At 70.6% G+C, this 11,747-nt stretch carries 12 protein-coding genes; 7 read left to right on the top strand and 5 right to left on the bottom strand.

Annotated features, from left to right (window positions below):
* Positions 1-7: 7 nt before the first annotated feature.
* The 4 genes from G6N25_RS06400 to G6N25_RS06385 form a co-directional block, all read right to left on the bottom strand.
* Positions 8-910: a 1,4-dihydroxy-2-naphthoyl-CoA synthase gene (locus tag G6N25_RS06400; RefSeq protein WP_083074547.1), complete on the bottom strand. Its 903-nt coding sequence runs from the start codon at positions 908-910 to the stop codon at positions 8-10.
* Positions 907-1,362 (bottom strand): nitroreductase family deazaflavin-dependent oxidoreductase, encoded by a 456-nt coding sequence (locus G6N25_RS06395; RefSeq protein WP_071512108.1) that lies wholly within the window; start codon positions 1,360-1,362, stop codon positions 907-909. Before G6N25_RS06395 ends, G6N25_RS06400 begins: the two co-directional genes overlap by 4 nt.
* Positions 1,363-1,497: 135 nt before the next feature.
* Positions 1,498-3,099: a fatty-acid--CoA ligase FadD8 gene (fadD8, locus tag G6N25_RS06390; RefSeq protein WP_083074548.1), complete on the bottom strand. Its 1,602-nt coding sequence runs from the start codon at positions 3,097-3,099 to the stop codon at positions 1,498-1,500.
* Between the two features lie 47 nt (positions 3,100-3,146).
* Positions 3,147-3,458: a hypothetical protein gene (locus tag G6N25_RS06385; RefSeq protein WP_232065705.1), complete on the bottom strand. Its 312-nt coding sequence runs from the start codon at positions 3,456-3,458 to the stop codon at positions 3,147-3,149.
* Positions 3,459-3,814: 356 nt separating this feature from the next.
* Here G6N25_RS06385 and G6N25_RS06380 point away from each other — a divergent pair, with 356 nt between their 5' ends.
* The 7 genes from G6N25_RS06380 to G6N25_RS06350 are packed head-to-tail and all read left to right on the top strand — an operon-like array spanning position 3,815 to position 11,335.
* Positions 3,815-5,419: an amidohydrolase gene (locus G6N25_RS06380; protein WP_083074549.1), complete on the top strand. Its 1,605-nt coding sequence runs from the start codon at positions 3,815-3,817 to the stop codon at positions 5,417-5,419.
* Between the two features lie 50 nt (positions 5,420-5,469).
* A complete protein-coding gene (locus tag G6N25_RS06375; protein ID WP_232065929.1) occupies positions 5,470-6,387 on the top strand; it encodes an o-succinylbenzoate synthase in 918 nt (305 codons plus the stop codon).
* Positions 6,384-7,172, top strand: a complete 789-nt coding sequence (locus tag G6N25_RS06370; protein WP_083074551.1) for an alpha/beta fold hydrolase — start codon at positions 6,384-6,386, stop codon at positions 7,170-7,172. Before G6N25_RS06375 ends, G6N25_RS06370 begins: the two co-directional genes overlap by 4 nt.
* Positions 7,173-7,208: 36 nt before the next feature.
* On the top strand, positions 7,209-8,846 hold the full coding sequence (menD, locus tag G6N25_RS06365) for a 2-succinyl-5-enolpyruvyl-6-hydroxy-3-cyclohexene-1-carboxylic-acid synthase (RefSeq protein WP_083074552.1): 1,638 nt from the start codon (positions 7,209-7,211) through the stop codon (positions 8,844-8,846).
* A complete protein-coding gene (locus tag G6N25_RS06360; RefSeq protein WP_083074553.1) occupies positions 8,843-9,364 on the top strand; it encodes a DUF3592 domain-containing protein in 522 nt (173 codons plus the stop codon). The genes menD and G6N25_RS06360 overlap by 4 nt, the downstream gene beginning before the upstream one ends.
* Before the next feature lie 39 nt (positions 9,365-9,403).
* The gene (locus G6N25_RS06355) at positions 9,404-10,558 is read left to right on the top strand and encodes a glycosyltransferase family 4 protein (RefSeq protein ID WP_083074554.1); all 1,155 of its coding nucleotides are present in this window, start codon (positions 9,404-9,406) and stop codon (positions 10,556-10,558) included.
* Between the two features lie 51 nt (positions 10,559-10,609).
* Positions 10,610-11,335, top strand: a complete 726-nt coding sequence (locus G6N25_RS06350; protein ID WP_179961653.1) for a demethylmenaquinone methyltransferase — start codon at positions 10,610-10,612, stop codon at positions 11,333-11,335.
* Between the two features lie 53 nt (positions 11,336-11,388).
* Here G6N25_RS06350 and G6N25_RS06345 read toward each other — a convergent pair whose 3' ends face one another.
* On the bottom strand, positions 11,389-11,727 hold the full coding sequence (locus tag G6N25_RS06345) for a DUF732 domain-containing protein (protein WP_083074555.1): 339 nt from the start codon (positions 11,725-11,727) through the stop codon (positions 11,389-11,391).
* Between the last annotated feature and the right edge of the window lie 20 nt (positions 11,728-11,747).

Below are 11,747 nucleotides of genomic sequence, written 5' to 3'. Positions count from 1 at the left end.
GTCGACCTCAGAAATACCGCGGGAACGGGTCCCAGTCCGGGGCCCGCTTCTCCAGGAAGGCGTCGCGGCCCTCGACGGCCTCGTCGGTCATGTACGCCAGCCGGGTGGCCTCGCCGGCGAACAGCTGCTGGCCCACCAGCCCGTCGTCGAGCAGGTTGAACGCGTACTTCAGCATCCGTTGCGCCTGAGGCGATTTCGCGTTGATCTCGGCCGCCCACTGCAGGCCGACGCGTTCCAGCTCGGCGTGCTCGACGACCTCGTTGACCGCGCCCATGCGGTGCATCTGCTCGGCGGTGTAGGCGCGGCCCAGGAAGAAGACCTCGCGGGCGAACTTCTGGCCCACCTGGCGGGCCAGGTACGCGCTGCCGTAGCCGCCGTCGAAGCTACCGACGTCGGCGTCGGTCTGCTTGAAGCGGGCGTGCTCGCGGCTGGCCAGGGTGAGGTCGCAGATCACGTGCAGGCTGTGGCCGCCGCCGGCCGCCCACCCGTTGACCAGGCAGATGACCACCTTCGGCATGAACCGGATCAGCCGCTGCACCTCGAGGATGTGCAGCCGGCCGGCGCGGGCCGCGTCAACGGTGTCCGCGGTGTCCCCGCTCGCGTACTGATAGCCGGACCGGCCGCGGATGCGTTGATCGCCGCCGGAGCAGAACGCCCAGCCGCCGTCCTTCGGCGACGGCCCGTTGCCGGTCAGCAGCACCACGCCCACGTCGGGGGACATCCGGGCGTGATCCAACGCGCGGTACAGCTCGTCGACGGTGTGCGGCCGAAACGCGTTGCGCACCTCGGGCCGGTCGAACGCCACCCGCACCGTGGCGTCCTCGACGTGGCGGTGGTAGGTGATGTCGGTCAGGTCGCCGAACCCGTCGACGGGCCGCCAGGCTCGCGCATCAAAGGGGTTGTCGCTCACAGCGGATCCACGCGGAAGACCGGGCAGACGCCGGCCAACGCCTCGAATTCGTCGGGGCGTCCCTCCTCGACCAACCCGGACCGCTTCATGAAACCGACGCCGGTGGGTACCTCGGTCGGGAAGGCCCGCAGGAACGGCCGCGCGTCGTCGGCGGACAACTCCACCATGCGCACCCGCTCTTGTGTGCGGCCGCGCCTGAGCGTGACTTCGCCTGCGGCGCGGACGTTTCGGATCCAATCCGCCCCCGGGAAACCGCCGACGACGTACCGTTTGCCGTCGACCGTCATCGGGGTCACCGGCGTCGACCGGGGAGTCCCGGACTTGCGGCCCGCCACGGTCAACACCACCGGGCTTTCGCCGCCGAAGCTCAGGCCGAGCCGGGACAGCTGGATGAAGAGCTTGTTCGCCGGTTTCAGCCACCAGGGCGGCTTGAGACCGTCAGCGTTTGCCATGCCTGCCACAGTAGTCAGGCCGTCGGCGCCTCCAGAAAGGGTTCGGTGCCATGCGCCCGGCTGCCCCTAACGCGAGCAGACACAGAATCGCACGCCAGGTGCCCTGGCAGTGCGATTCTGTGTCTGCTCGCGGACCTAGCCGACCGCGCGGGCGGCGCCCTCCCAGAACCGCGCCCGCACCGCCTTCTTGTCGGGCTTGCCCAGCCCGGTCAACGGCAGCGAGTCGACGATCACCACCCGCTTGGGCGATTGCACCGAGCCCTTGCGTTCCTTGACCGCGGCCTGGATCTCGGCGGTCATGGCCTCGATCGCCGCGTCGTCGCGGGCCGCGTCGTCGCGCAGCACGACCACCGCGGTGACGGCCTCGCCCCACTTCTCGTCCGGCGCCCCCACCACGCACACCTGCGCGACGGCCGCGTGCTCGGCGACCACGTCCTCGACCTCGCGGGGGAACACGTTGAAGCCGCCCGTGACGATCATGTCCTTGACCCGGTCGACGATGTAGTAGAAGCCGTCGGAGTCCTCGCGGGCCATGTCGCCGGTGTGCAGCCAGCCGTCTCTAAAGGTGCGCGACGTCTCCTCCGGCAGGTTCCAATAGCCGCCGGCCAACAGCGGCCCGCTGACACAGATCTCGCCCGGCTCGCCCTGCGGCACCGGCTTGCCGTCCTCGCCGAGCAGCGCCACCCGCGCGAACAGCGTCGGGCGCCCGCACGACGTGAGCCGCGTGTCGTCGTGATCGCCCTTGGCCAGGTAGGTGATGGCCATCGGGGCCTCGGACTGCCCGTAGTTCTGGGCGAAGATCTTGCCGAACCGGCGGATCGCCTCGGCCAGCCGCACCGGGTTGATCGCCGACGCGCCGTAATAGACCGTCTCCAGCGACGACAGGTCGCGGGTGTGCGAATCCGGGTGGTCCATCAGCGCGTACAGCATCGACGGCACCACGAACGTGGCCGTAATCCGTTTCTCTTCAATGGTTTTCAGGACCTCGGCGGGGTCGAACTTGGGCAGCACGTACATTTGGCCGCCCTTGACCAGCGTCGGCAGGAAATACGCGGCCCCGGCGTGGGACAGCGGGGTGATCATCAGGAACCGCGGCTCCTCGGGCCACTCCCATTCCGCGAGCTGGATCATCGTCATGGTGGAGATCGACTGCGCGGTGCCCATCACGCCCTTGGGCTTGCCGGTGGTGCCACCGGTGTAGGTCAGGCCGATGATCTGGTCCGGCGGCAGGTCGGCGGCGACCAGCGGCTGCGGCTCGTACTTCGCCGCCTCGGCCGACAGGTCGACGGCGGCACCCCGCAGCGCCTCGGGCACCGGACCGATGGTCAGGATCTGCTTGAGCGACGGCACCCTTTCCAGCAGCCCCAGCGCGCGCTCGACGAACATCGGGTTGGGGTCGATGATCAGCGAGCTGACGCCGGCATCGGACAGCACGTAGGCGTGATCGTCCAGCGACCCGAGCGGGTGCAACGCGGTGCGCCGATAGCCCCGGGTCTGGCCGGCGCCGATGATCATCAGCACCTCGGGGCGGTTGAGCGAGAGCAGGCCGACCGCGACGCCGGTGCCCGCACCCAGCGCCTCGAACGCCTGGGTGTACTGGCTGATCCGGTCGGCCATTTGGCCGCCGGTCAGGGTGGTGTCGCCGAGGAAGAGCACCGGCTTGTTCTTGTGGCGCTTGAGGGCGCCCACCAGCATGTGGCCGTTATGGGTCGGGTTGCGCAGCAGCTCGTCACTCATGGGGCAAGACTAGAACGTGTTGCAATTCACGTCGGCCGCGCCCTCGATCACCCCCGATCGCCGGGACCATATTCTGCTCCGGCCACCGCGGCCAGCTCGGTGGCCGACTCGGCCTCGTTGGCCAGATAGCGGGTATCGGCGTGGGCGACGCCGGCGGCGCGCGCACCCACCCGTGCGGCCAGCCCCGCGGTGAAGGCCGCAACATCACCATGGGCGGCGTGGACCGCGGCCGCGCTGACCTGACACCACAACCCCCGGCCCGCCGGGGCTACCGTGCCGTGAAGCTCGCCCACCAAACCACCCCAGCGAGCGGCCATCGCCTGCACACCCGCGGTATCCACCCGCAACGTCTGCTGCACAGGCCAGAGCTTAAGCACGCTTATCGCCCGCCAGCCAGTCACTGCGACCGATCCAGCGATCTCGTCCGGGAGTTCGTCGGGGCGCTGTTCGCCGGGCGTCGAGACTGCGGTGGTGGCGGCGCCCGAGGCGAAAAGCTAGCCGTGGACGCAGGCTCGATGCCACCAGCGCAGACTCGGCGCCAGCGGCGTCTGGTCACAACGCCCGACGAACGTACGGACCAGACCGCTCGCAACCTCGGCCACTTAATGATCCACCGAATTCGGCGGCCCCCGCGTTGGCCGGAGAATCCCTCACGTCGCGAACCCGGGACGCCAAACCCACCCGCGAGCTTGCCGGATCAGTACGATTCCTACCCATGGCGCAGGCAGATGCCGTCATCACCGGAACCATCCTGACCGTCGACGACGCGCGACCCACCGCCGAGGCGCTCGCCGTGGCCGACGGCCGGATAGTCGCCGTCGGCGCCCTTTCGGACGTCGCCGACCACATCGGCCCGAACACCCACACCATCGACGTCGGCGACGGCTGCGTCATGCCGGGTTTCGTTGAGGCGCACGGGCATCCGTTGATGGAGGCCATCGCGCTGTCGGACCGGATCGTCGACATCCGGCCGGTGACCATAAGCGACGCGGACGACGTGGTCGAGGCCGTCGCCCGCGAGGCCAAAACCCGGGGATCCGCCGGGGCCTACCTGAACGGCTGGGATCCGTTGCTGCAGAACGGGCTTCCGGAACCCACGCTGGCCTGGCTCGACGAGATCGCACCCGACGGGCCGCTGGTGATCATCCACAACTCCGGGCACAAGGCCTACTTCAACTCGCAGGCCGCCCGGCTCAATTGCCTGACCCGCGACACTCCAGATCCCAAGGGCGCCAAGTACGGCCGCGACGGCCAGGGCGAACTCGACGGCACCGCCGTGGAAACCGGCGCGGTCTTCCCGCTGCTGGGCGGCGCCATCACGCCCGGCGATTACCCGGCGATGCTGCGCGCCGAGTGCGCCCGGCTCAACCGCGCGGGCCTGACCACCTGCTCGGAGATGGCCTTCGACCCCGGGTTTCGGCCCTTGGTCGAGCAACTGCGGGGTGAGCTGACGGTCCGGCTGCGCACCTACGAGATCTCCAACCCGCAGATGCACACCGACGCCACCCCCGGCGAGGGCGACGACATGCTGCGCCAGGTCGGCATCAAGATCTGGGTGGACGGCTCGCCGTGGGTCGGCAACATCGCCCTGTCCTTCCCGTACCTGGACACCGCCGCCACCCGCACCATCGGGGTGCCGCCCGGTTCCTGCGGGCACGCCAACTACACCCGCGAGCAGCTGACCGAAATCGTCGGCGCCTACTTTCCGCGGGGCTGGCCGATGGCCTGCCACGTGCACGGCGACGCCGGCGTCGACACCATCCTCGACGTCTACGAACAAGCGCTGCAACGTAATCCGCGCGACGACCACCGGCTCCGGCTCGAACACGTCGGCGCCATCCGCCCCGACCAGCTCCAACGGGCGGCCGACCTCGGCGTCACGTGCAGCATCTTCGTCGACCAGATCCACTACTGGGGCGACGTCCTCGTCGACGGACTGTTCGGCCCGGAGCGCGGATCACGTTGGATGCCAGCGGGATCCGCGGTGGCCACCGGCATGCGCATCTCGCTGCACAACGATCCGCCGGTCACGCCCGAGGAGCCGCTGCGCAACATCAGCGTGGCCGCGACCCGCACCGCGCCCAGCGGGCGGGTGTTGGCGCCCGAGGAGCGGTTGACGGTCGAACAGGCCATCCGCGCGCAGACCATCGACGCCGCCTGGCAGCTGTTCGCCGACGACATCGTCGGGTCGCTTCAGGTCGGCAAGTACGCCGACCTGGTGGTGCTGTCGGCCGATCCCCGCACGGTGCCGCCGGAGCGAATCGCCGACCTCGACGTGCGCGCGACGTATCTGGCGGGCCGCCAGGTCTACCAACAGTGACACCGGCGCTACACGACCTGCTCGACCGCCTGCATGTGGTGGCCCTGCCGATGCGGGTGCGCTTCCGCGGCATCACCACCCGCGAGGTCGCGCTGATCGACGGCCCCGCGGGCTGGGGCGAGTTCGGGGCCTTCGTGGAATACGCGCCCGCCGAGGCCGCGCACTGGCTCGCCTCGGGCATCGAGGCCGCCTACCGCGAGCCGCCGCCGACGCTGCGCGACCGCGTCCCGATCAACGCCACCGTGCCCGCCGTACCGGCCGCCGGGGTCCCCGAAATTTTGGCCCGGTTCCCCGGGGCCCACACGGCCAAGGTGAAGGTCGCCGAGCCCGGGCAGGCGCTGGCCGACGACGTGGATCGGGTCAACGCCGTGCGCGAACTCGTCCCGACCGTGCGGGTGGACGCCAACGGCGGCTGGAGCGTCGAGGAGGCGGCGCGGGCCGCGGCCGCGCTGACCGCCGGCGGCCCGCTGGAATACCTCGAACAGCCCTGCGCCACCGTCGATGAGCTCGCCGAGCTGCGCCGCCGGGTCGACGTGCCGATCGCGGCCGACGAAAGCATCCGCAAGGCCGACGACCCGCTCGCCGTGGTCCGCGCCCACGCCGCCGACATCGCGGTGCTGAAAGTCGCTCCGCTGGGCGGTATTTCGGCGCTGCTCGACATCGCCGCCCAAATCGATGTCCCGATAGTCGTCTCCAGCGCGCTCGACTCGGCGGTGGGGATCGCCGCCGGGTTGACCGCGGCGGCGGCCCTGCCGCGGCTTCGTCATGCCTGCGGGCTGGGCACCGGCGGGCTGTTCCTAGAGGACGTCGCCGACGTTGCCGCGCCCGTCGACGGCAGCCTGGCGGTCGGGCCGGTGACGCCCGACCCGGCGCGGCTGCGGGCGCTGGCCGCGCCCCCGGAGCGGCGGCAGTGGTGGATCGACCGGGTCAAGGCCTGCCATCCGCTGCTTGTACCGTCGTCCGGGTGATTAACCTGGCTTACGACGATCGCGGGTCCGGTGAACCCGTCGTTTTCATCGCCGGCCGCGGCGGCGCCGGACGCACCTGGCACCCCCATCAGGTCCCGGCGTTCCTGGCCGCCGGATACCGGGTCATCACCTTCGACAACCGCGGGATCGGCGCCACCGAGAACGCCGAAGGATTCACGACGCAAACCATGGTCGCCGACACCGCCGCGCTGATCGAGTCGCTGGGCGCCGCCCCGGCCCGGATCGTCGGGGTGTCCATGGGTTCGTTCATCGCGCAGGAACTCATGGTGTCGCGGCCCGAGCTGGTCACCGCGGCGGTGCTGATGGCCACCCGCGGCCGCCTGGACCGCGCCCGCCAGTTCTTTCACGATGCCGAGGCCGACCTCTACGAGTCCGGGACCCGGCTGCCCCCCGCCTACGACGCGAGAGCCCGGTTGCTGGAAAGCTTTTCGCGAAAAACCATCAACGACGACGCGGCCGTCGGCGACTGGATCGCGATGTTTTCCACCTGGCCGATCAAGCAGACCCCGGGGCTGCGATGCCAGCTGGACGTCGCCCCGCGGACCAACCGGTTACCCGCCTACCGCAGCATCGCGGCGCCGGCGCTGGTGATCGGCTTCGCCGACGACGTGGTGACGCCGCCCTACCTGGGTCGGGAGGTCGCCGATGCGATGCCCAACGGCCGTTACCTGCAGATACCCGACACCGGTCATCTCGGGTTCCTGGAGCGCCCGCAGGCCGTCAACGCCGCGGCCCTGCAGTTCTTCGCCGGCGTCCGGGCCTGACCGGCCGGGATCTTCCGGTTATGACACCCTGTAGGAGTGAACCCCTCGACGACACAGGCCCGCGTCGTCGTTGACGAGCTGATCCGCGGCGGCGTCCGCGACGTGGTGCTGTGCCCCGGGTCGCGCAACGCCCCGCTGGCGTTCGCGCTGCAGGACGCCGACCGGTCCGGCCGGATCCGCCTGCACGTGCGCATCGACGAGCGCACCGCCGGCTACCTGGCCATCGGGTTGGCGATCGCGGCCGGCGCGCCGGTGTGCGTCGCGATGACGTCGGGCACCGCCGTCGCCAACCTCGGCCCCGCCGTGGTGGAGGCCAACTACGCGCGAGTGCCGCTGATCGTGCTGTCGGCCAACCGGCCCTACGAACTGCTGGGCACCGGGGCCAACCAGACCATGGAGCAGCTGGGCTACTTCGGCACCCAGGTCCGCGCCACCATCAGCCTGGGCCTGGCCGAGGACGCGCCCGAGCGGCTGGATGCGCTCAACGCCACCTGGCGATCGGCCACCTGCCGAGTGTTGGTGGCCGCCACGGGATCTCGCAGCGCCAACGCCGGACCCGTGCAGTTCGACATCCCGCTGCGGGAACCGCTGGTGCCGGATCCCGAACCCCACGGTCCGGCGACCCCGCCGGGCCGGTCCGACGGAAAGCCGTGGACCTACACCCCGCCGGTCACGTTCGACCAGCCGCTGGACATCGACCTGTCGCCCGACACGGTCGTCATCGCCGGGCACGGCGCGGGCGCACACCCCAACCTGGCGCAGCTGCCGACCGTCGCCGAGCCGACGGCCCCGGCCCCGGCCAACCCGCTGCACCCGCTGGCGCTGCCGCTGCTGCGCCCGAAGCAGGTGATCATGCTGGGCCGACCCACGTTGCACCGCCCGGTGTCGACGCTGCTGGCCGACCCGCAGGTGCCGGTGTACGCGCTGACCACCGGGCCGCGCTGGCCGGACGTCTCGGGCAACTCGCAGGCCACCGGCACGCAGGCGGTCACCACCGGGGCGCCGCACCCGGTGTGGCTGCGCCGCTGCGCGGAGATGAACGGGCACGCGAACGAGGCCGTGCGCGGTCAGCTCAAGGCGCACCCGCTGACGACCGGGCTGCATGTCGCCGCGGCCGTGGCCGACGCGCTGCGGCCGGGGGACCAGCTGGTGCTGGGGGCGTCCAACCCGGTCCGGGACGCCGCGCTGGTCGGACTGGACACCCATGGCATCGAGGTCCGGTCCAACCGCGGGGTCGCCGGCATCGACGGCACCGTGTCCACGGCGATCGGGGCGGCCCTGGCATTTGAGGGGTCACACGACGGGCGCACCGTCGCGCTGATCGGCGACCTGACGTTCGTGCACGACAGCTCCGGCCTGCTGATCGGCCCCACCGAGCCGACGCCGCGGCGGCTGACCATCGTGGTGTCCAACGACAACGGCGGCGGCATCTTCGAACTCCTCGAGCAGGGCGACCCGCGGTTCTCCGACGTGTCCTCGCGGATCTTCGGCACCCCGCACGACGTCGACGTCGGCGCGCTGTGCCGCGCCTACCACGTCGAGAGCCGGCAGATCGAGGTCGACCAGCTGAACGCGGCCCTCGACGAGCCGGGGGCGGGCATGCGGGTGTTGGAGGTCAAGGCGGACCGGTCCTCGCTGCGACAGCTGCACGCCGCCATCAAGGCGGCCCTGTGATATCACCAAAAGCGTTGCTGCGCTTTCTGATTCATGGACGCACCGACGAACGGCCCGCCACCCTCACCAGAATTGTGTTGCGGTGGGCGCGGATTGGGGTGCTCATCGTGACCGGTTTGGTCACGCTGCAGTCGGTGCTGCTGGTGGCCGGTGCCTGGCGCGACGACCTTGCGATTCGACACAATATGGGGGTGGCGCAGGCCGAGGTGCTCAGCGCCGGGCCGCGGCGCTCCACCATCGAATTCGTCACACCCGAGCGCGTCACCTATCGGCCCGAGCTCGGCGTGCTGTATCCGTCCCAATTGTCGACGGGTATGCGGATTTACGTCGAATACAACAAGAACGACCCGAACCTGGTTCGGGTGCAACATCGCAACGCCGGGCTGGCGATCATCCCGGCCGGATCCATCGCGGTGGTGGCCTGGCTCGTCGCGGCGGCGGCCCTGATAGGTCTGGCGCTGCTGGACAGGTGGTTGGACCGCCGCGACCAGCAGATTTCGCACGACGTATGCCCGTAGGCAACCTTTCCGACAGCCGACGCTGACATCGTGGGTGTCGTGCGCGTTGCGATCGTCGCCGAATCCTTCCTCCCCAATGTCAACGGTGTCAGCAACTCGGTGCTGCGCGTCCTGGAGCATCTGCGGCGAACCGGTCACGAGGCCCTCGTCATCGCGCCCGACAACCCGCCGGGCCAACCCCGTGCGGACCGCATTCACGACGGCGTCCGGGTGCACCGGGTGCCGTCGCGCATGTTCCCGAAGGTGACCACGCTGCCGCTCGGTGTGCCGATGCCGCGAATGGTGAGCGTGCTACGCGGATTCGATCCCGACGTCGTGCATCTGGCGTCGCCGGCGCTGCTGGGCTACGGCGGCGTGAAAGCGGCGCGCTGGCTCGGGGTGCCGACGGTTGCGGTGTATCAGACCGACGTCCCCGGTTTTGCGGCGAGCTATGGCATCCCGATGACGACGCGGGCGGCGTGGGCGTGGTTCCGCCACCTGCACGGCCTCGCCGACCGCACCCTGGCTCCGTCCAGCGTGACGATGGAATCGCTTGTTGCCCACCGTTTTCCGCGGGTGCATCGGTGGGCGCGCGGGGTCGACGTGCTGCGGTTCGCGCCCTCGGCGCGCAGCGAGGCGCTGCGGCGGCGGTGGTCACCGACCGGCAAGCCGATCGTCGGGTTCGTCGGACGGCTCGCGCCGGAAAAGCACGTCGAGCGGCTGACCGCGCTGCACGCCACCGGTTCCGTGCAGCTCGTCATCGTCGGCGACGGCGTCGATCAGGTCAAGCTGCAATCCGCAATGCCCACAGCGGTTTTCACCGGCGCGCTGTACGGCGACGAGCTCGCCGCGGCGTATGCCAGCATGGACGTCTTCGTGCATACCGGTGAGCACGAGACGTTCTGCCAGGCCGTGCAGGAGGCGATGGCGTCGGGGCTGCCGGTGATCGCCCCCGACGCCGGCGGACCACGTGACCTGGTCGCCCCGTATCGCACCGGACTGCTGTTGCCCGTCAACGAGTTCGAGGCGCGGCTGCCCGAGGCCGTCGCGCACCTGCTCGCGGAACGACACCGCTACGCGCCCGCGGCGCGGCGCAGTGTGTTGGGCCGCAGCTGGCCGGTCATCTGCGACGAGCTGCTCGGCCACTACGAGGCGGTGCTGTCGCCCCTCGCCCGGCGGCGCATGTTCGCCAAGCGATACGCGCAGGGGGAATGACCCGCACGGCGGGAAGCGCCGAAGAGCACCCGCGCGCTGTACCGTCGAGTCGTGAGCCGCGCGGCCTTGGACAAGGACCCCCGGGACGTCGCGTCGATGTTCGACGGCGTCGCCGGCCGGTACGACCTGACCAACACCGTGCTGTCGGCGGGCCGGGACCGGTATTGGCGGCGAGCCACCCGGTCGGCGCTGGGGGTCGGGCCCGGTCAGAAGGTGCTGGACCTGGCCGCGGGCACCGCGGTGTCGACCGTCGAGCTGAGGAGATCCGGGGCGTGGTGTGTGGCGGCCGATTTTTCGGTCGGGATGCTGGCGGCGGGCGCCGGCCGCAAGGTGCCGAAGGTCGCCGGTGACGCCACCAAGCTTCCGTTCGGCGACGCGGTGTTCGACGCGGTCACCATCAGTTTCGGGTTGCGCAACGTGGCCGACCGGCGGGCGGCGCTGCGCGAGATGTTCCGCGTCACCCGCCCCGGCGGCCGGTTGGTGGTATGCGAATTCTCCACACCCACCAATGCGGTGCTCGCCACCGCCTACAAGGAATACCTGATGCGGGCGCTGCCGCGGGTGGCGCGCGCGGTGTCCAGCAATCCCGAGGCCTACGTGTACCTGGCCGAGTCGATCAGGGCCTGGCCCGACCAGGCCGCGCTGGCGCACGAGATCTCGGCGACCGGGTGGTCGGCGGTGCGCTGGCGCAACCTGACCGGCGGCATCGTGGCCCTACACGCCGCGGACAAGCCGGCGCTGGCGCCGGGCGCCGCGGGTCGGCACCATCAGACCTAGTGCCGATCGCAAGCGCGGCGCTGGCGCCGGGCGCCGCGGGTCGGCACCATAACCTAGTGAGCGCCGGCCTGTTGCAGGAAGCCGACCTGGGCGGGGCAGTAGTGGTCGATCGCGGCGCCCAGGAACTGGAACGCCTGGCCCTGGGTGGTGCCCCTGGGCAGGTTGCGCTGGATGAAATTGGCCGACTTGTACGCGTCGCCGTCCACGCCCCGGCCGATCCGGTCGCAGCTGATCTTGCCCAGCCACGCGAGCTGGTCCTGCGGTCCGTACACGCCGAAGCCATTGACGGTTTGTTTGAACGGGTAGTCATAGTCGTCGGCCTGCGCCGGCGCTGCCAGCGCGATTGCTGCTGCCGCCGCGGCGGCGCCCGCGGCCAGCCCCATACGCTTCATTAGCTGGACTATACACCTGG

The sequence above is a fragment of the Mycobacterium heidelbergense genome (genome assembly GCF_010730745.1).
Classification (GTDB): domain Bacteria; phylum Actinomycetota; class Actinomycetes; order Mycobacteriales; family Mycobacteriaceae; genus Mycobacterium; species Mycobacterium heidelbergense.
This window is presented reverse-complemented; position numbering and strand designations above follow the sequence as displayed.